The sequence below is a fragment of the Streptomyces sp. NPDC090106 genome, assembly GCF_044747265.1.
GTDB lineage: Bacteria > Actinomycetota > Actinomycetes > Streptomycetales > Streptomycetaceae > Streptomyces.
The window spans coordinates 320,266-342,008 of sequence record NZ_JBIVDS010000012.1; the positions used below are offsets into that span (position 1 = coordinate 320,266).

At 72.4% G+C, this 21,743-nt stretch carries 9 protein-coding genes; all 9 read left to right on the plus strand.

Annotated features, from left to right (window positions below; translation table 11 throughout):
* Positions 1–55 precede the first annotated feature (55 nt).
* Positions 56–1,678, plus strand: a complete 1,623-nt coding sequence (locus tag ACIPSE_RS34425) for an ABC transporter substrate-binding protein (RefSeq protein WP_401670553.1) — start codon at positions 56–58, stop codon at positions 1,676–1,678.
* Between the two features lie 4 nt (positions 1,679–1,682).
* Positions 1,683–2,612 carry an ABC transporter permease gene (locus tag ACIPSE_RS34430; protein ID WP_401670556.1) on the plus strand — a complete coding sequence of 310 codons (930 nt, stop codon included), beginning with the start codon at positions 1,683–1,685 and terminating at the stop codon, positions 2,610–2,612.
* A gap of 1 nt (position 2,613) precedes the next feature.
* The gene (locus tag ACIPSE_RS34435) at positions 2,614–3,522 is read left to right on the plus strand and encodes an ABC transporter permease (RefSeq protein ID WP_401670558.1); all 909 of its coding nucleotides are present in this window, start codon (positions 2,614–2,616) and stop codon (positions 3,520–3,522) included.
* On the plus strand, positions 3,509–5,182 hold the full coding sequence (locus tag ACIPSE_RS34440; protein ID WP_401670561.1) for a dipeptide ABC transporter ATP-binding protein: 1,674 nt from the start codon (positions 3,509–3,511) through the stop codon (positions 5,180–5,182). Before ACIPSE_RS34435 ends, ACIPSE_RS34440 begins: the two co-directional genes overlap by 14 nt.
* A 31-nt stretch (positions 5,183–5,213) precedes the next feature.
* Entirely contained in the window at positions 5,214–6,671 is a 1,458-nt protein-coding gene (locus ACIPSE_RS34445; RefSeq protein ID WP_401670563.1) for an NtaA/DmoA family FMN-dependent monooxygenase, read from the plus strand.
* On the plus strand, positions 6,668–8,035 hold the full coding sequence (locus tag ACIPSE_RS34450; RefSeq protein WP_401670565.1) for an NtaA/DmoA family FMN-dependent monooxygenase: 1,368 nt from the start codon (positions 6,668–6,670) through the stop codon (positions 8,033–8,035). Before ACIPSE_RS34445 ends, ACIPSE_RS34450 begins: the two co-directional genes overlap by 4 nt.
* A gap of 10 nt (positions 8,036–8,045) precedes the next feature.
* On the plus strand, positions 8,046–9,059 hold the full coding sequence (locus ACIPSE_RS34455) for an aldo/keto reductase (protein WP_401670568.1): 1,014 nt from the start codon (positions 8,046–8,048) through the stop codon (positions 9,057–9,059).
* A gap of 503 nt (positions 9,060–9,562) precedes the next feature.
* The gene (locus ACIPSE_RS34460) at positions 9,563–12,274 is read left to right on the plus strand and encodes an AAA family ATPase (protein ID WP_401670570.1); all 2,712 of its coding nucleotides are present in this window, start codon (positions 9,563–9,565) and stop codon (positions 12,272–12,274) included.
* Between the two features lie 128 nt (positions 12,275–12,402).
* Positions 12,403–21,741 carry a type I polyketide synthase gene (locus tag ACIPSE_RS34465; protein ID WP_401670573.1) on the plus strand — a complete coding sequence of 3,113 codons (9,339 nt, stop codon included), beginning with the start codon at positions 12,403–12,405 and terminating at the stop codon, positions 21,739–21,741.
* Positions 21,742–21,743: the final 2 nt, after the last annotated feature.

Below are 21,743 nucleotides of genomic sequence, written 5' to 3' on the forward strand. Positions count from 1 at the left end.
GGCGGCGCGGCAGCTCCCCGCTCAACTCTGAGCCGAACGAGAGGAATGACACCCCGTGTCCAGATCGCGATCGACGCGTCGGCTGGCCTCCGGCTTCGCCCTCCTGTCGCTCCTCGCCACCGCCGCGTGCACAGGCAGCGCCGGGCAGGGCGGGTCCGGGGCCGACGTACCGGAGAAGGAACGCTACGGCGGCACCCTGAACATCGGACTGAGCGCCGATCCGGGAGGTGTCGACGCCGCGGTGGTCAACCAGGTGTGGCGCACCGTCGCCCGGTCGCTCGCCGACTCCCTGGTCTTCTACAACCCCGACACCAAGAAGGTCGAGCCGTGGCTCGCCACCGACTGGACGGTCAGTGACGACGCCCGGACATACACCTTCGACCTGCGTGACGACGTCACCTTCCACGACGGCACCAAGCTCACCGCGAAGGTCGTCAAGGCCAACCTGGAGAGCCTGGACCGGCCCGGCATCCACTCCAGCGCCAAGACCATCGTCCAGGGCATCAGCAAGATCACCACGCCGTCGGAGCACAAGGTCACCGTCGAGTTCGCCGAACCGAACGCCTCCTTCCTCACCTCACTGTCGCGGGCGTACGTGGGAATCGTCTCGGAGAAGACGGCGAAGCTCCCGGTGGAGAAGCGGCAGAACTGGCTGGACGGGTCCGGCCCCTACTACCTGGACGAGTACACGCCCAACCAGCGCATCGTGCTGAAGAAGCGCAAGGACTACGACTGGGCGCCGGCGTACTTCGACCACAAGGGGTCGGCCTACCTCGACACCGTCGTCTACAAGATCATTCCCGAGGACTCGGTCCGCAACGGCGCCGTCATCGGTGACGACGAACTCCAGTTCATCTACTGGGTCAACGCCAAGTACGTCTCCCAGTTCGAGAGCGCCGGCCTGACCATCTCCAAGACGCTCAACCCCGCCACCGGCACCGAACTGCCCCTGAACACCTCCTCGACGTTCCTCAAGGACGTCCGGGTCCGCCAGGCGCTCCAGATCGGCTTCGACCGCGAGCAGTTCGTCAAGATCGACTCCGGCGGCGTCGACGAGCCCGCCACCGGCCCCCTCAGCAAGGACAACCCCTACTACTCCGATCAGAGCGCCCTGCTCAAGTACGACCCGGCGAAGGCCAAGTCGCTTCTGGAGAAGGCCGGTTGGACCAAGACAGGCTCCGACGGCATCCGGGTCGACGCCAAGGGCCGGCGGCTGTCGCTGCGCGCCCCGCAGGACGACGCGGGCTGGCAGGTCCTCCAGGACCAGTGGAAGAAGATCGGCGTCGAGCTGGTCCTCGACCCGCCGCTCGCGGCGGAGGCCAACGAGAAACTGCTCAGCGGCGAGTACGACATCGCCTACTGGTACGCCTCCTCGCCCGACCCCGACGTCCTGCGCGCCAACTACGGCAGGACCACCGGCTCCAACCGCAGCTTCATCGCCGACGGCGACAAGGCCGGTGCCGAACTCGACAAGCTGCTCCAGGAACAGAACCAGACCATCGACCCGGACAAGCGGCAGAAGCTCGTCGACCAGGCCTCCGAGATCCTCGTGGACCAGGCGTACGAGATACCCGTCGCCAACGACACCGACATCTGGGCGTACTCGCCCCGCCTCCACGACATCGAGGCGGTGGGTCTGGACCAGTACCTGATCAACGCCTGGCTCGAGAAGAAGTAGCCCGATGGCACGACTGGGTCTCCGGCTCCTGTACGGCGTGATCGTCGTGTGGGGCGCCTTCACCGGAGCGTTCTTCCTCCTGTACATCGTGCCCGGCGACGCGGCCGGCGGTCTCACCGCCGGCGCGGACGGCGCCGATGTGAAGCAACTCCTCGCCGAGCAGCGCGAACTGCTCGGCCTGGACCGGCCCGTGTACGTGCAGTACTGGGACGCGCTCACCGGCGCGCTGAGGGGCGACTTCGGCGACAGCATCTACCAGCGGCGCCCCGCCGTCGACGTGTACTTCGAGTCCTTCCCCGAGACGCTGAAACTGGCCCTGCTCGGTCTGCTCCTCGCGGTGGTCCTCGGTGTCACGCTGTCCGTGGTGATCGAGCTGGTCGACTGGTCCTGGGCCCGGGAACTGCTCCTCACCCTCCCGCCGATCGCGGTGTCGCTGCCGCCCTTCCTGGTCGGCCTGCTCCTGCTCCAGGTGTGCGCCTTCCAGCTCCACTGGATCAAAGCGGTCAGCGATCCGAGCTTCCCCGGACTGCTCGTCGCCTCGCTGGCTCTGGCGGTGGCCGGGGGCGGCAGCATCTCCCAGCTCCTGACGGCCAATCTGCGCGGCGCGCTCACCTCCCCGTACATCGAGACCGCCCGCAACTGGGGACTCAGCCGCTTCGACATCGTCGTGCGGCACGCCCTGAAGAACGCGGCGCTGCCCGTCGTCACCTCGCTGGGCACCACCGTCGGCGTGATGGTCGGCGGCACGGTGCTCACCGAGACGGTGTTCTCCCGGCTCGGCGTGGGCCGGCTCGTCGTCGACGCGGTGGACGGACGGGACATGCCCCTGGTCCTCGTCGCCGTCACCATCAGCGCCGTCATCTTCGTGGTCGTCAACCTCGCCGTCGACGCCCTCTACCCGCTCCTCGACAAGCGCATCCGATGGGAGGGATGACATGACGCTCCTCGAAGCGAAACCGGACCGGCCCGACGGGCCCGCCCGACCCGACCGTCCGTCCTCCGCACGCCTGCGCCCGCCCCTGCGCGCGCTCACCGGACCGCTGCGCACCCCCGGGCTCCTCGTGGCCTATCTGTGGGTGGCGGTGATCCTGCTCGCCGCGATCCACCCGGCCCTGTTCACCTCCGGGGACCCGCTGCGCCAGGACGCCTCCGCCATGCTCCTCCCGCCCGGCGGCGAACACCTCTTCGGCACCGACGACTTCGGGCGCGACGAGTTCACCCGCACCGTGTACGGCACCCGGCTGTCCCTCCAGGCGGCGGTCATCGCCGTCGCCATCGGCCTGGTCAGCGGCTCCCTGATCGGGCTGGTCGCCGGAGCCCTGCGCGGCCGGGTCGACAGCGTCGTCATGCGGATCGTCGACATCATGCTGGCGGTGCCCAGCCTCATCGTGTCGCTGGCGATCATTTCGGCGCTCGGACGCGGCACCCTCAACATCGCCGTTGCCATCGGCATCAACAGCACGGCCGGCTTCGCCCGTCTGATGCGCTCCGAGGTCCTCAAGGTGGGCAACGCCACCTACGTCGAGGCGTCCGTGTTCGCCGGACACGGCTATGTGCGGCGGCTCTTCAAGCACGTGGTGCCGAACGCGTCCCGGTCGGTGCTCGCCGCGGCGACCATGGACATCGGCACCGCCGTTCTCACCGTGGCCGCGCTGAGCTTCCTCGGGCTCGGGGCGCCACCGCCAACTCCCGAGTGGGGCCTTCTCGTTGCCGAAGGACGCACCTTCATCGGCGTCCAGTGGTGGCTGAGCCTGCTGCCCGGACTGGTCATCGTCCTGACCGTGCTCGCCGTGTACCGCATCGGCCGGTCGTTCAACCGAGGGAGGACCCGTGTCGTCGCCTGACCTCACCGGCCCGCTGCTGCAAGTCCATGATGTCAGCGTGGAGTTCACCCTCCCGGGCCGCCCCGCCACCCCCGTCCTCCAAGGCGTCGGCCTGGACGTGGCGGCCGGCACGGTGCGCGCCGTCGTCGGAGAGTCCGGCTCGGGCAAGTCCACCCTCGGCCGGGTCGTCACCGGGACGCTCGCCGGCAACGGCCGCGTCACCGGCGGCGCCGTCGTCCTCGGCGGGCGGACCCTCACCGGGCTGTCCGATCGGCAGTACCGCTCCGTGCGCGGCAAGGAGATCGGCTACATCCCGCAGGACGCCCTCCTCGGCCTCAACCCGCTCCTGCCCGTCGGAGTCCAGGCCGCGGAGCCCCTGCGCGCCCACGGCATCGGCTCCCGTGCCGAGCGCCGCGCACGTGTCCTCGACCTGTTCGCCGAGGTCGGACTGCGCGACCCGCTGCGCGTGTACGGCCGCCACCCGCACGAGCTGTCGGGCGGAATGTGCCAGCGCGTGCTGATCGCCGCGGCGATGAGCACCCGGCCGCGGCTGCTCATCGCCGACGAACCCACCACCGCCCTCGACGTCACCGTGCAGAAGACCATCCTGGACCTGCTCACCGGCCTGGTGCGCACCGAGGACCTCGGCATCCTCCTCATCACCCACGACCTGGGGGTGGCCGCGGAACGCGCCGACGACATCGCCGTCGTCAAGGACGGCCGGGTCGTACGCGCCGGCCGCACCGCCGACGTCATCGCCGACCCCGGGGACGCCTACACGGAGGAACTGCTGCGCTCCTCCTCGCTCGGCTTCTCCGGCCGCCGGGCCGCCGAGACGCGGCGCGAGTACACCCGCACGATCCCCGCCGACGCACCCGTGGTCGTGCGGGCCGACGGAGTCGGCAAGACGTTCCGGTCCCGGAACCGGCGCGACGACGACTCCGTCACCGCGGTCGCCGACGCCACGTTCGACGTCCGCGAGGGCACCACCCTGGGCATCGTCGGCGAGTCCGGTTCGGGCAAGACGACCCTGGTCCGCATCCTGGCGGGCCTCACACCCGCCGACACCGGCACGGTCGAGATCGCCGGGCGGCCGGTCGTCCACCACCGGCGCGGCGCCGGACAGGCCGAGCTGTACCGCACCGTGCAGATGGTCTACCAGGACCCCTTCGCGTCCCTGAACCCGCGCTCCACCGTCCGCGCGATCCTCGACGAACCCCTCAAGGGCCACCGTCAGGGAAACGCGGCCGAACGCGCCGCGCGCATCGACGAGTTGCTGGAGGCGACCGGCCTGCCCGCCGCCCTCGCCGACCGGTACACGGCCGAACTCTCCGGCGGCCAGCGCCAGCGCGTGGCCATCGCCCGCGCCCTCGCGCCGCGGCCCGAGGTCGTCGTCCTGGACGAACCCGTCTCCGCGCTCGACGTGACCGTGCAGCGGCAGATCCTCGACCTGCTCACCCGCCTCCAGCGGGAGCTGTCCCTGACCTACGTGTTCATCTCCCACGACCTCGGTGTGATCGCCGAGGTGGCCGACGACATCGCCGTCCTGCGCCACGGCCACATCGTCGAACGCGGCAGCGCCGCAGAGGTCCTCACCGACCCGCGCACCGACTACGTCCGCGAACTCCTCGCCTCGATCCCCGGCGCCGCCACCGCACCCCGCACGGCGCTGTCCTCCTAGACGCCCCCCAACGGAAGGAATCCCACGCACCATGCCCGAGCGACAGCTCCATCTGGGCTACATGCACTGGCTGAACGGCACCCACTGGGGCGGCTGGCGGCACCCCGACGCGCCCACGGCGGACGCCTTCGGACTGGAGTACGCGACGAGGGCGCTGCGCATCGTCGAGGACGCGAAGTTCGACTTCTTCTTCCTCGGCGACACCCTGCCCGGTGACCTCGCCGCCGAGCAGTGGATCACCACGCACAACACCGGCCGCCTCGAACCGTTCACGCTGGCCTCCCAACTCGCCCTGAACTCCTCGAAGATCGGGCTGGTGGTGACGGCCCACCCCACGTTCTACGAGCCGTACATCCTGGCCCGGCTCACCGCGTCCCTGGACCATCTCAGCGGCGGCCGGGCCGCGTGGAACGTGGTGCTGGGCGCCTCCGACCTGGCCGCCCGCAACTTCAGCCTGCCCGACCTGGGAGGCGCGAGCCGTTACGAGCGCGCCGACGAGTTCATCCACGTCATCCGTCGGCTGTGGGACTCCGTCGAGCAGGGCGCCTACCTCCAGGACAAGAAGACCGGACGCTACATCGACGACAGCAAGTTCCACCGGCTCGACTGGCAGGGCAAGCACTTCCAGGTCGCCGGCACACTGCCGCTGGAGCGCCCGCCGCAGGGGCAGTTGCCGCTGCTGTACGCGGGCGCCTCCGAACAGTCCCGTGAACTCACCGCCAAGTGGGCCGACATCAACTTCACGGGCCCGGCCACCCCCGAGGAGTCCGCCGCCTTCAACACCGACGTGCGGCGGCGCGCCGAGCGGCTGCGCGGACGCGTCGACCCGATCTTCTTCCTGCCCGGCATCACCCCGCTCGTCGCGGACACCCGGGCCGAGGCGGTCGAACTGTACGAGGAACTGAACACGTTGCTGCCCTACGACGACGACATCGTGGAGGGCGACCAGGACGAGACGTACTGGACGAGCCCGGAGTGGGCGCGTGTCGCGGGCGCGCGGTTCGCCCTGCCCAAGGGTGTGCGCAGCGTCCGCTCCCTGTCCGAGCGGATCGGCGCCGACCTGCGCCCGCTGGGGATCGACGGCACGGTCGACGCGGACGCCGCCGCCCGCTTCAACGGCTACGGCCAGGGCCTGCTGCGGGTGCTCGCCGAGCGCACGGGCCGCTCCGTGTCCAACGGCGGGGTACGCGTGCGGGACCTGCTCGCCGCGGCCATCGCCGGGAACTTCCCGCTCGTCATCGGCACCGCCGAGCAGGTCGCGGACACCCTCGTCGACTGGTTCGACCAGGGCGCGGCCGAAGGCTTCAATATCAGCGTCCCCTACCTGTGGGAGCCGCTGGAGCGGTTCGCGGGCGAGGTCGTCCCGATCCTCCAGGAACGCGGCGTGTACCGCGCCGAGTACACCAGTGACACCTTCCGCGGCCACTTCGGCCTGGACATCCCCCCGAACAGCTTCACCACCGAAGAAGAGGAGGCGACCGCCGTATGAGCGAGCGACGCAAACTGCGCCTTGGCCTCGCCGCGTACGGCACCGGCTGGGATCTCGACGCCTGGCGGCTGCCCGAGGCGAACAACGGCGGGCTGACCGACCCGAGCGTCATCCTCGACATCGCCCGCACCGCCGAACGCGGCTTGCTGGACTACGTGTTCGCGGGCAGCGCGCTGGGCAGTGAACCCGATCGCCTCAACCGGGTGTTCCGCTGGGACAACTTCGTGTACGCGGGCCACGCCGCCGCCCTCACCAAGAACCTCGGCTTCGTGATGTCGGTGAACTCCTCCTTCGAGCACCCCTACGCCGTGGCACGCCAGTTGGCGACCTTGGACAACTTCAACGGCGGTCGCACCGCCCTGAACGTCGTCTTCGGTATCGACCGCGACGGCGACCCCATCGGCAACTACGGCAAGAACCCGGTACCCACCGAGGACACCAAGTACGACCGGGCACGGGAGTTCACCACGGTCGTCAACCGGCTGCTGCACGACAGCTGGGACGGCGACCTCCTCCTCGACGACAAGGCCGGCGGCACCCTGGTCCGGCCCGGCTCCTGGCACCGGATCGACTTCCACGGCGAGCACTTCGACGTACGCGGACCCCTCAACGTGCCGCCGCCCGCGCAGCGCCACATCCCCATCGTGCAGGTCGGCCTCTCCGACGAATCCCTGCGCTACGGTGCCGACTTCGGGCAGCTGCGGTTCTCCCCGTACTTCGGGATCAGCCGCGGCAAGGAGGAGTACCGCAAGGTCAAGCAACTCGTCGCGGCGAACGGCCGGGACCCCGACAAGTTCAAGATCATTCCGGGGATCACCTTCTACCTGGGCGGAACCGCCCGGGAAGCCCGCGCGAAGTACAACGAGATCAGCGCCTTCCAGCTCGACGAGGCCCTGCCCGCCGCGTTCTCCAAGGCCCTCGGCATCGACCTGTCCGGAGTACGGGACAACGAACGCGTCCTGGACGTCGTCGACGTGGACGCCCTCGCCGACGACGCCCTGAAGCCCCTGATCGCCGACCGGGCCCGTGACTCCACCGACGACCGCGACCTGCTCCGGCACATCCTCACCGACAGGATCGGCGAGGACGCCACGCTGCGGGAGCTGTACCGGTACGTGCAGCGCTCCCGCCACGAACAGCAGCCCGCGGTCGTCGGCGACGCGAGGACCATCTCCGACTGGCTGGAGGAGAACCTGGAGGAAGAAGTCCTCGACGGCGTCCAGCTCTTCCCGCCCTACCACCGCGGCCCCGCCGACCTCTTCGTCGACCTCGTCGTCCCCGAACTCCAGCGGCGCGGCATCTTCCGCACCGAGTACGAGGCCTCGACCCTCCAAGGCCTGCTCGACACCGACGACCACCACTGAGGAGACACCCGTGCCCGCGAGCAGACACCTGCCCACCGGTCACCGCCAGTTGGGCACCTCGGGACTGCTGCTGTCGGAGATCGGCATCGGCGCCAGCACCTTCGGCCGCTCCGGCATGCGGGCCGCCGGTCAGGAGACGGTGACCGCGATCGTCGACCGGGCGCTCGATCTGGGCGTGACCTACTTCGACCTCGCCGAGGGGTACGGGGACCGGCCCGGCCGGAGCGAGGAACTGTTCGCCACCGCCCTGGGCCGCCGCCGCGAACAGGTCGTCATCGGAACCAAGTTCGGGCTGAACCTGTACAAGGAGCGCGGCCCCGCCTACGGGCTGCCCGGCGCCCGCAAGTACATCCTGGCCGCCGTCGAGGAGTCCCTGCGCCGGCTGCGCACCGACTACATCGACCTCTACCAGATCCACTTCCCGGACCCCTTCACCCCCGTCGAGGAGACCCTCTCCGCCCTGGACGACCTGGTCCGTTCCGGCAAGGTCCGCTACATCGGCGCCTCCAACTTCACCGCGTGGCAGATCGTGGAGGCCCAGCACGTCGCCAGGGCGGCGGGGCTCTCCCGGTTCGTCTCCACCACCGACGAGTACAGCCTTCTGTGGCGCCGGCCCGAGGAGGAACTGATCCCGGCCCTGCGCCACCACGGCCTCGGGTTCATCCCGTACTTCCCGCTCCAGAACGGGCTGCTCACCGGCAAGTACTCGGCGGAGCGCGCCCCGGACGACGCGAAGATCACCAACCTGAAGCGGTACCTGCTGCGGTCGGCCCCCTGGGAGGCGCTGGCATGCTTCGAACGGTTCGCCCGCGACCGGGGGATCGCACCGAGCACCGCGGCCCTGGGATGGCTGCTCGCGCAGCCGACGGTCACCAGTGTCATCGCGGGCGTCACCGTCCCCGCCCAGCTCGACGAGAACGTGCTGGGCTCCCGCTGGGTCCCCACGGCGGAGGAAGAGGCCGAATTGCGGGGCCTGTTCACCGGGGACCTTTCGGGCGGGCCGGGGGTGGTCGACGCACGGTGAGGAGGGCCGGTCCGGTCGCGTGGGCATCAGGCGGTGAGGGCCGGTTCTGTGGCCATGGGAACAGGCCCCGTCCGAAGGGGAATTCGTGAGGCGAGTCGAACGTCCGTATGGCGGGCGCTCGTTGACGTATAAAACAGGGTGTTCCTACACTCCGTCCTACGACAAAAGTCGGCCTACGCGTCACAGGCCGACCGCGCACCCCGCCTTCGCAGGGGTGCGGACGGGCCAAGGGATGGGGACGGTCATGCAGCGCGTGCACAGCGGTGCCGCCCCGCTTCGACTGGTGGCCAGGCTCGATGTCGACCTGCGCCGCCTCGCGAGTTCTCTCTGTCGTTGAAACCCGGGATGTGAACCGCCGGAACACCGGCCGGTCGCAAACCCGTTCACGCGCCCCGGCGGCTCGCCGCAGGGCGCGTTTTCGCACCCGGTCCGAACCTTCACACGATGGGGACAGCACCGCAGCGCAACGCGATCATGTGGCCGCGCCCCAGGAGAGCGCTTCCATGTACCTGGCGCATCAACACCTCACCGTTTCCCCCGTCACCTCCGCCTCCTCCCACCGGATCAGTGGACGTCACCACGAGACCAGCCGGCTCCGAGCGGCCTGGGAACGCTGCCGCGACGGCAGGGGAGGAGTGCTGACCCTGCACGGTCCCGTCGGCAGCGGACGCACCGAACTGCTGCACACCGTGGGCGAGTTCACCGAGGCGGACGGCGCACACGTACTGTCCGCGGCCGGTTCCCCGCTGGAGCGGGACTTCCCGCTCGGCGTGGTGCGACAGCTCTTCCAGAGCCCTCTCCTGCCCGACGACATCGCCTCGGAAGCGGCCCGGCTCATCGAGAACGGGCTCGCTCCCGCCCCGTCACCGGCCTGGCCGGACCCGACGGGCGAGGACGTCGAGACGCCACTGCGGCCCACCCCGCACCTCCTGCACCGGCTGAGCAGCCTTCTGCTGGCATACGCCCGGGACGTCCCCGTGCTGCTCGCCGTCGACGACCGGCAGGACGCAGACATCCAGTCCCTGGAATTCCTCCTCTATCTGACCCGGCGCACCCGCGGCGCCCAGATCCTGACCGTGCTCTGCTCCCGCGAGAACATGACGCCCCGGGACCCGTTCTTCGAGGTGGAACTGGCGAGCCGCCCCGACCACGAGCGTGTCAGGCTCCGGATGTTCACCCCCGAGGTCATCGCCGACCTGCTGCGCGAACGGCTCGGCGCGGACGCCGCGCGACGCCATGTCGACGAGGTGCTGGACCTCACCGGAGGCAACCCCCTGCTGGTGCGGGCGGTCATAGAGGACCAGGAAGCCGGTGCCGCCGCGGCGGACCTGGTCATCGGCGAGAACTACCGGCGCGGCGTCATGAACTGCCTGCACCGCATCGACCCCTTCGCGCTGCGAGTGGCCCGGGGCGTGGCCGCCCTCGGCCGCCCGGCGGACGTACCGCTGCTCGCCGAACTCCTCCTTCTCGCCAACGACTCACCGCCCCGCGCCCTGTATCTGCTGCACGCGGCAGGGCTGTTCAAGGACGGCGACTTCCGTCACTCCAGCGGCGGAGGAGACCTGCTCGCGGCCATGAGGCCGCCCGAACTCGCCGCACTGCACCGCCGCGCCGCCGAACTGCTCCTCGTGGCCGGCGCCTCCGCGCAACACGTAGCCGAGCAGCACCGCGCCGCCGACGGGCAGGTGAGAGCCCCCTGGACGGCCGGGCGGGCGCCCGCGGCCCCGACCCCGCCGACGTCGATCCGGGAAACGCGACCGGAGACCCACCAAGAGCCCGCCCGGGAGGAGGGCCCGGCCGACGACGTCGTCATCCAGTGCGTCCCCGTGCTGCCAGGGTCCGGTGCCGACGCGCAGCCCACCGCGGGACGCCGACGGGCAGCCGTACGGCACCTGTTCTGGGAGGGCCGCGTGGACGACGGTGTCGAAGCACTCGCTCGTCACGCGGCCGAGCATCCGGGGGAACCGGAGTCCGTGAACGGGCTGCACACCTGGCTCGGCTACTGGTACCCCACGCTCCTGCCGGACAGCGGCCCCGCCCGCCACCGTCACGGCGCGGACTCCGGCGGAACGTTCCTCGACGGCATGGGCGTCCTGACCGGGCTCCTCTCCGGCCTGCCCCACCGGGAGGCGGTCTCCCGCGCCGAACACATCCTGCGCGAGAGCCGGATCACCGACATCCCCACCCGCTCCCTGACCGCCGCGCTCACCGTGCTGCTCTACACCGACCAGCCGGGCCGCGCCGCACACTGGTGCGCCGCGCTCACCGACCGGCCCGGCCGGGGCCCCGACAGCACGGAGAGCGCACTGCTCGCCGCACTCACCGCCGAGGCCGCGCTGCGCCAGGGCGACATCAGGATCGCCGACGAGTTCGCCCGCGCCGCCTTCCAGGAGATCACCCCTCAGCAGTGGGGCGTCGGCGCCGGATTCCCCCTGGCCACGATGGTCGGCGCGCGGACCGCGCTCGGCCGGTACGAGGACGCCGAACGCTACCTGGCCGTGCCCGTGCCGCAGGCGATGTTCCGTACCCCGGCCGGACTGCACTACCTCCATGCCCGGGCCGGGTACCGTCTCGCCGTCGGCGACGCCGAGGCCGCGCTCGGCGACTACCGAGAGGTGGGGAAGACCATGGCCCGCTGGGGCGTGGACCACCTGCCGGCCCTCGTGCCCTGGCGCATCGGCGCCGCCCGGGCCCAACTCGCCCTGGGGCAGCCCCGCATCGCCCGGTCCCTGATCGAACGGCAACTGGAGGGCCTGGGCGGCGGGCAGTCACGTACCCGCGGGATGGCGCTGCGCACCGGTGCCGCCGCGGCGGACCCGACCGACCGCACGGGCCTGCTGGAACAGGCGGTCCGGGCCCTGGAGGACTCCGGTGACCAGTTCGAACTGTCCGCCGCACTCGGTGAACTCAGCGCCGCGCACGACGCGTCCGGCGACGCGCAGCAGGCGAGAAGCACGGACCGCAGGGCCCGCCACCTCTCCCAGGTCTCCGGAACCGCCCCGGCACACATCCCCGACGACGAACTCAGCGAGGCCGAACGGCGGGTCGCCGAGCTCGCCGCGGGCGGCCTCACCAACCGCGAGATCGGAAAGAGACTTTTCATCACCGTAAGTACCGTGGAACAGCATTTGACGAAGGTGTATCGAAAACTCGGGGTGCGGCGGAGAATGGACCTCGCGCATTTGCTGGGAACCCGCCCGGGACTCGTCGGGTGACGAATACCGGAAGGCGCACAACGGCGTGTGCCCGGTTGCCCCGAACAGAGATAGGGGTCGGCTGCTAGGGGGGCGGCAGGGGGGCTCTAGGGGTCATCGGTGGCACTCGGTGCCTCAGGCTGAGACGCATGTCTGCACCGGTGAACGAAGCCACAGCCGTCGTCGGGATCGCCTGCCGGCTCCCCGGCGCCCCCGACCCCGACGCTTTCTGGAAACTCCTCGACGAAGGCCGGAACGCCGTCGGCGAGGTGCCGTCCGGGCGTTTTCCCCATTCACCGGAGAACGCGGACGTCAGGCCCGGCGGATTCCTCGACCACGTCGATCTGTTCGACCCTGAATTCTTCGGGATGTCCCCGGCGGAAGCCGCCGCGACGGACCCCCAGCAACGACTGGTCCTCGAACTGGCCTGGGAGGCGCTGGAGAACGCGGGACTGCGGCCGGGCACGCTCGGCGGGTCCCGCACCGGAGTCTTCGTCGGGGCGATGGCGGGCGACTTCACCACCCTCGTGCACCAGCACGGCACCGACGCGCTCACCCGGCACACCCTCACCGGCCTCACCCGGGGAATCATCGCCAACCGGGTGTCGTACGCACTCGATCTGCGCGGCCCCAGCCTCACCGTGGACGGGGCGCAGTCGTCCTCCCTGGTCGCCGTGCACCTCGCGCTGGAGAGCCTGCGCACGGGGGAGTCGGAGGTGGCGCTGGCCGCCGGTGTCAACCTCAACCTCGCTCCCGACAGCACCCTCGTCGTGGACCGCTTCGGAGCCCTCTCGCCCGATCACGCCTGCCACACCTTCGACGCCCGGGCCAACGGCTACGCCCGCGGGGAGGGCGCGGTCCTGCTCGTCCTCAAGCCCCTCGCGCGCGCCCTCGCCGACGGCGACCCCGTACACGCCGTCCTCCTGGGCAGCGCCGTCGGCAACGACGGAGCCACCGACGGACTGACCGTCCCGGGCGCCGCGTCCCAGGCGGACGTCATCCGGCGCGCCCTGGACCGTGCCGGAGTGGACGCGGGCGACGTGCAGTACGTCGAACTCCACGGCACCGGAACCCGCGTCGGCGACCCGATCGAGGCGTCAGCCCTCGGGGAGGTCTTCGCCGAGAGCCGCCCCGCCGACGCACCGCTCCTGGTGGGCTCCGCTAAGACCAACATCGGCCACCTCGAAGGCGCCTCCGGCATCGTCGGGCTCCTGAAGACCGTCCTCAGCGTCCACCACGGACGACTGCCCGCCAGCCTCAACTTCGCCGAACCCAACCCGGACATCGACTTCGACCGGCTCCGGCTGCGCGTCCGCACCGCAACCGGCGCCTGGCCGCGACCCGACCGGCCCCTCACCGCCGGAGTCAGCTCCTTCGGCGTCGGCGGCACCAACGCGCACGTCCTGGTCGGCGAGGCGCCACGCGCGACAGGCACCGGGCGCGCGAACCCGCCCCGCGAGGAACCCGCGGCCGGACCCCTCCTGTGGCCCCTGTCCGCGCACAGCCCCCAGGCCCTGCGCGCCCAAGCGGCGAAGCTGCGCGCCCACGTCACCGAACACCCCGAACTCGCCCCGCACGACATCGGGTTCACCCTCGCCACCACCCGCGCCGCGCTCCCGCACCGCGCCGTGGTGAGCGGCGACGACCGAGCCGCGCTGCTCGCCGGAGTCGAAGCCCTGGAGAACGGCACCCAGACGGCCGCCCTCAGCACCGCCCGGGCCGGCGAGCACGGCGGCACCGTGTTCGTCTTCCCCGGCCAGGGCTCCCAATGGCCCGCCATGGCCCGTGAACTCCTCGCCACGGACACCGACTTCGCCACGAGCGTCGACGCCGTCGCGGACGCCCTCGCCCCGCACATCGACTGGTCCCTGCACGACCTGCTCCTCGGCTCACCCGACGCCCCGCCGCTGCAACGCGCCGACGTCGTCCAGCCCGCCCTGTTCGCCGTGATGGTCTCCCTCGCCGCGCTGTGGCAGGCACACGGGGTACGCCCCGACGCGGTGATCGGACACTCGCAGGGAGAGATCGCCGCCGCACACGTCGCCGGCGCGCTCAGCCTCGACGACGCCGCCGCGCTCGTGGCCCTGCGCTCCCGGGCCATCACCGAACTCGCCGCGACCGTGACCGGCGGGGGCATGGCGTCCGTGCCACTGCCGGAGGCCGACGTACGGGGGCGGCTCGGCACGTTCGGCGGCGCACTCAACATCGCCGCCGTCAACGGTCCGTCCGTCACGGTGGTGTCCGGGGACCGCGACGCCGTCGAGGCACTCGTCGCCGCGTACGAGGCGGACGGCGTGCGCGCCAAGGCCATCCCGGTCGACTACGCGTCCCACTCCGCCCAGGTCGAACCGCTCAGCGCCAGCCTGCCCGCGCTCCTCACCGCGATCCGCCCGCGCCGCACCCGGACCGCCCTCTACTCCACCGTCACCGGCGACCTCCTCGACGGCACGGAACTCGGCCCCGAGTACTGGTACCGCAACCTCCGCTCGACCGTCCGCTTCCGGCAGGCCGTCGAGGCCGCACACGTCGCCGGCCACCGCGCCTTCGTCGAGGTCAGCCCGCACCCCGTGCTCACCCTCGGCCTCGCCGACCTGCCCGGCACCGCCGTCACCGGCACCCTGCGCCGCGACGACGGAGGCCGGCGGCGCTTCCTCACCTCCCTCGCCGACCTGCACGTACGCGGCGGCAGCGTCGAGTGGACCGGGCTGCACGGTCCCGGGGCCCGCCGGGTGCCGCTGCCGACGTACGCCTTCCAGCGCCGCCGGATCTGGCCCGACACGCTGCCCGGCCCCGAGGCGCCTTCGCGCGGGGGAGCGGTCGTCGCCGCCCCGCCGGTGACCGGCCGCACGCCCCTCGCCGAACCCGTCACGCCCGTCGCCCCGCCGTCCGGTATCGACCCGTTGCGGGCGGTCCTGTCCAGCGCCGCCCTGGTCCTGGGGCAGGCGACGCCCGACGCGGTCGACCCCGATCTGCCGTTCAAGGAACTCGGCTTCGACTCCGTGTCCGCCGTCGAGTTCCGCGACCGGCTCGCCACCGCCACCGGCCTCGACCTGCCGTCCACCCTCACCTTCGACCGGCCCACCGCCCGCGCCGTCGCCGAGCACGTCCGCGCCCGCCTGACAGGCGTCGACACAGCGGACGCCGCGACCGGCCACGAGCCGACCGCCGCGCCGGACGACGACCCCATCGCGATCGTCTCCCTCGCGGGCCGCTGGCCGGGGGAGGCCCGCACACCCGAAGAGCTGTGGGACCTGCTGCGCGAAGGCCGCGACGCCGTCGGAGGCTTCCCCACCGACCGGGGCTGGGACCTCGACGCCCTCTACGACCCCGACGGACACCGCCCCGGCACCTCCTACACCCGCGAGGGCGGCTTCCTCCACGACGCGGACCGGTTCGACGGGACCTTCTTCGGCCTCGGGCCCCGTGAGGCGGCGGCCATGGACCCGCAGCAGCGCCTGCTGCTGGAGTCCTCCTGGGAGCTGCTCGAACGCGCCGGGATCGTGCCCGCCACCCTCCGGTCCAGCCGTACCGGCGTGTTCGTCGGCGTGATGCCGCAGGACTACGGGCCCCGCCTGCACGAGACACCGGAAGGCCACCAGGGGCACGCCCTGACCGGTGCGCTGACCAGCGTCGCGTCCGGGCGCATCGCCTACACCCTGGGGCTCGAAGGACCCGCTGTCACCGTCGACACCGCCTGCTCGTCCTCGCTGGTCGCCCTGCATCTGGCCGTCCAGTCACTGCGGACGGGCGAGTCGGACCTCGTCCTCGCCGGAGGCGCCACGGTCATGGCCGGGCCCGGCATGTTCACCGAGTTCAGCCGGCAGGGCGGCCTCGCGCCCGACGGCCGCTGCAAGCCCTTCGCGGCAGCCGCCGACGGCACCGCCTGGTCCGAGGGCGTCGGACTGGTCCTGCTGGAACGCCTCTCCGACGCCCGCCGCAACGGCCACCCCGTGCTCGCCCTGATCCGCGGGTCCGCCGTCAACCAGGACGGCGCCTCCAACGGCCTCACCGCACCCAACGGACCCGCACAGGAACGCGTCATCCGCCAGGCCCTCGCCTCGGCGGGACTGAGCCCCGCCGACATCGACGCCGTCGAGGCCCACGGCACGGGCACCACGCTCGGCGACCCCATCGAGGCGCAGGCACTGATCGCCGTGTACGGCGCGGACCGCGACCCGAGCCGCCCGCTTCTCGTCGGCTCCGCGAAGTCCAACCTCGGCCACACCCAGGCCGCGGCCGGCGTCACGGGCGTGATCAAGCTCGTCCAGGCCCTGGCGCACGGCGAACTGCCCGGCACCCTGCACGTCGACGAGCCCACACGCCACGTCGACTGGTCCGCCGGGACGGTCACCCTGCTCACCGGCACCACCGCCTGGCCCGACCACGCGGAGCGGGAGCTCCCCCGCAGGGCCGCGGTGTCCTCCTTCGGCATCAGCGGCACCAACGCCCATCTGATCCTGGAGGCGGCCCCACGGCCCGTCCCCGCCGGAGACGGCGACGCGCCCACCACGGTGGCGGAGCCGAGCGAGCTTCCCCAGCCATGGCTCCTCTCCGCCCGGGACGACGACGCCCTCGGCGCCCAGGCCCGGCGCCTGATCGACCACCTGGAGTCCGCGGACGGCCCGCAGCCCGCCGACGACCCCTCCGTCGGCTGGTCCCTGGCCACCAGCAGGGCCCTGCACGACCACCGTGCCGTCATCACCGGCGACTCCCGCGCCGACCGCCTCACCGCACTGCGCGCCCTCGCCGACGGCACGGAGGCACCCGGCCTGCTCCGCGGCACCCGCCACGGCCGCACCCTGCGCGTCGCCGCCCAGTTCCCCGGACAGGGCAGCCAACGCCCCGGCGCGGGAGCCGAGTTGTACGCGGCCCACCCCGTCTTCGCGACCGCGCTGGACGAGGTCACCGACCTCTTCGACGCCGAACTCGACACACCCCTGCGCGACGTGCTGTTCGCCGAGCGCGGCACCCCCGGCGCCGCGCTGCTCGACACGACCGCCTACACCCAGCCCGCCCTGTTCGCGCTCGGGGTCGCCCTGCACCGGCTCGCCGAGTCGTACGGCTTCCGGGCCGACGCCCTCATCGGCCACTCCATCGGTGAACTGACCGCAGCGCACCTGGCGGGCGTGCTGTCCCTGTCCGACGCGGTACGTCTGGTCGCCGCACGCGGACGTGTGATGCAGGCCCTTCCGGAGGGCGGGGCCATGGCGGCGCTCCAGGCCACCGAGGACGAGGCCGCCCCGCTGATCGCCTCCGCCGAGGGCCGGGTGAGCATCGCGGCCGTCAACGGACCCGCCTCCGTGGTCGTCTCGGGAGACGCCGACGAGGTGCGTCGCATCGCCGACGCCTGGCGCGGAACAGGGCGCCGGACCAAGCGTCTGACGGTCAGTCACGCCTTCCATTCGCCACACATGAACGCCGCGCTCGTCGACTTCCGGGCCGTCGCCGCCACCGTCGAACTCGCCGAACCACGCGTGCCGGTGGTCTCCAACCTCACCGGACAGCTCGCCGTACCGGGGGAGTTGACCGACCCGGAGTACTGGGTGCGGCACATCCGCGAAGCGGTGCGCTTCCACGACGGGACGCGCGCGCTGCGCGACCTCGGCGTGACGGCGTTCCTGGAACTCGGCCCCGACGCGGTCCTCACCGCACTCACTGCCATGAGTCTCGACGACGGCTCCTCCCCGGACACCGAAGAGCACGACACGCCCCGTACCGTCGTCTCCGCCCTGCGGTCGGACCGCGAGGAGACACGGACCTTCACCGAGGCGCTGGCCCGGCTGCACGTCCACGGTGTCCCCGTCGACTGGCGGCCCGCCTTCGACGGTCGTCCCGTGCGCCGCCTGGACCTGCCCACCTACCCCTTCCAGCGGAGCAGGCACTGGCTCGACGCGCCCGCCGCGACCGCGCCCTCCCGGGCCGGACTCGACCCCGCCGGACACCCCCTGCTCGCGGCGGCACTGGATCTGCCCGACGGAGCGGGCACCCTCTACACCGGACGCCTCACCACGGACGGACACCCCTGGCTGGCCGACCACACCATCGCCGGACGCGTCCTGCTGCCCGGGGCAGCGCTTCTCGACCTCGCCCTGCACGCCGGCGGACGGGTCGACGAACTGACCCTGGAGAGCCCGCTCGACCTGACCGACACCGGCGCCGTCCGCCTCCAGGTCGCCCTGGGCGCACCGGACGACTCCGGCAGGCGCCCGCTCACCGTCCACTCCCGCCCGGACCACCCGGACAGTTCCTGGACACGGCACGCCAGCGGTGTGGCCTCCGATGCGGAGCAAGCCACGACGACCGCCGATGCCGCCTGGCCGCCGGCCGGAGCCGAACCTGTCGCACTGGGCGGGTTCTACGACCGTCTCGCCGACGACGGCTACCAGTACGGCCCCGCGTTCCGGCTGCTCACCGCGGCGTGGCGGCACGGCGACGAGATCCACGCCGAAGTCGGCCCGGTCACCACGACAGCGGGCACGGCGGGAGCCGGTCACGTGCTCCACCCCGCACTGCTCGACGCCGCCCTGCATGCCGTCGTAGGCCTGGTCCCGGGCCCGGCACGGCTGCGGTTGCCGTTCACCTGGGAAGGCGTCACGGTGCACCGGCGGGCCGCGTCCACGCTGCGCGTCACCGTCCGGCCCACCGGGACCGACACCGTCGCCGTGCGTCTCGCCGACGCGACCGGCGAGCCGGTGGCGGACATCGCCGCGCTCACCCTGCGCGCCGCACCCCGCGCGGCCGTACCGGCGGGCCATGTCCTCGGGTGGACATCCGTGGCCGCCACGGACCTGCCCGACGAGCCGGCACGCGCGTGGACCGTCCTCGGCGCGGAGGGCGACCCCCTGCGACAGGACCTGTCCACGGTCACGGGGCGGCCGGTGGGGACTCTCGCGGCCCTGACCGGCACCGCGCCGCACGGCCCCGTGGCCGCCGCCGCACCGGACGCCGACACCGCCCTCGCCCTCCTCCAGCGCTGGCTCGACGAACCGGAGGCTGAGAACGCGCAGTTGGTGATCGTCACCAGGGGAGCCGTCGCCACCCGCGCCGACGAGGACGTCTCGGGCACGGCCGCGGCTGTCTGGGGGCTGGTCCGTGCCGCCCAGGCCGAGCACCCGGGCCGCTTCGCCCTGCTCGACCTCCCTGGCGACGCCGAACCCGCCGTCGCCGCCACCCTCACCGCGCTCCTCGCTTCGGGCGAGGACCAGATCGCCGTACGCGGAAGCGAGTTGCTGACGGCCCGGCTGCGTCCTGCGGGCGGCGCGCTGACCCCGCCCGCGGACACCGATGCGTGGCGCCTGGACGCCGAACCGCGCGGGAGCCTCGACGGACTCGCCCTGCTCCCGGCGCCGGAGGCCGAGGCCCCGCTGGGCCCCGGACAGGTCCGCCTCGCGCTGCGCGCCACCGGACTCAACTTCCGTGACGTCCTCATCGCGCTCGGCATGTACCCGGGCCGGGCAAGCATCGGCGCCGAGGGCGCGGGCGTGGTCCTGGAGACGGGCCCCGGCGTCAGCGGACTGAAGGCCGGAGACCGGGTCACCGGACTCGTCCAGGGCACCCTGGGCCCCGTCGCCGTCACCGACCACCGACTGCTCGCCAGGATCCCCGACAACTGGGGCTTCGCCCAGGCGGCGGGCGTCCCCGTCGTGTTCCTCACCGCCTACCACGGCCTCGTCGACCTGGCCGAACTCCGGCCCGGGGAAAGGGTGCTGATCCACTCGGCGGCAGGCGGCGTCGGACAGGCCGCCGTCCAGATCGCCCGGCACCTCGGCGCCGACGTCTACGCCACCGCCCACCCCGACAAGTGGGACACTCTGCGCGGGCTCGGCCTGCCCGACACGCACATCGCCTCCAGCCGCACCCTCGACTTCGAGACCGCCTTCCGCGCGGACACACCCGAGGGGCGGGGCGTGGACGTCGTACTGAACTCCCTCGCCCGGGAGTTCACCGACGCCTCGCTGCGCCTGCTCGCCCCCGACGGCCGGTTCGTGGAGATGGGCAAGACCGACCTGCGGGACGCCGCGGCCGTGGCCGCCGAGTACGACGGCGCCGCCTACCTCGACTTCGACCTCTTCGACGTCGACCCGGGGCGCGTCGGCGAGATCCTCGGTCACCTGATCCGCCTCTTGGGCCAAGGAGCCCTGCGGCCCCTGCCGTTCGTCGCCGACGACGTCCGTCACGCGCCCCGCGCCCTGCGCCGCCTCAGCCAGGCCCGGCACACCGGAAAGCTGGTCCTCACCTCCCCGCCCCGCCCGCTCGACCCGGACGGCACGGTCCTGGTCACCGGCGGCACCGGCGCCCTGGGCCGGCTCGTCGCCCACCGTCTGGTCACCCACCACGGGGTGCGGCACCTGCTCCTCACCGGCCGTCGGGGACCTGACGCACCCGGAGTGGGCGAGCTGGTCGGGGAACTGGCCGCGCTGGGCGCCGAGGTGACCGTCGCGGCCCTCGACACCGGTGACGCGGACGCCGTCGCGTCGCTCGTCGCCGCCGTACCCTCCGAGCGACCGCTGACCGCGGTCGTCCACGCGGCCGGTGTCCTGGACGACGCGGTGCTGACCTCGCTCACCCCCCAGCGGCTGGCTGGCGTCGCCCGGCCCAAGGCGGACGGCGCCCGGCATCTGCACCGCGCCACCGCACACCTCGATCTGTCGGCGTTCGTGCTGTTCTCCTCCGCGGTCGGCGTCCTGGGCAATCCCGGACAGGGCAACTACGCGGCGGCCAACGCCCAGTTGGACGCCCTCGCCCAACACCGCCGGGTGCGCGGCCTGCCCGCCGTGTCGCTCGCCTGGGGCCACTGGGCGCAGGCCGGAGGCATGGCGGCCGGGCTCGACACGGCCCAGGCCGAACGGCTCGCCCGCACCGGCCTCGCGCCGATGACCAACGAGACCGCGCTCGCCCTCTTCGACGCCGCCCTGACCACACCGGAAGCGGCCCTGGTGGCTGCGGAGATCGGCCCGGGCCCCTCCACCGTGCTGCGCGACCTCGCCGCGGCACGGCCCCGCACGGCACCGGCCGCACCCCGCGCCACCGACCCCGCCGAGGTCCTGCGCCGCGATCTCGCCGCGGCCTCCGAGACCGACCGCCGGCGGCTGCTCCTCACGCTCGTCAGCGAGACCGCCGCCGAAGTGCTCGGCCACACCGACGCCACCGCCGTACGGCCCGGCCGGGGCTTCATGGAGAGCGGCTTCGACTCCCTGGGCGTCATCGAGCTGCGCAACCGGCTCACCAGCGCCACCGGGCTGCGGCTGCCCACCGTCGTGGTCCTGGACCATCCGACACCGGCCGCCCTCGCCGCCCATCTGCACGACCTCCTCGCCCCGTCCGCACCGAGGCCCGACGGCAGCGTCGCCGGGGCCACCGAACCCGAAGTCACCGTCACCGGGGCACCGGAGCAGTCCGTGCCGCCCGTCGATGTGGCAGCCCTGCTCACGGCCGCCGACGACGACGAGATCTTCGCCCTCATCGACCAGCAGCTCGGCACTTCGTAGGA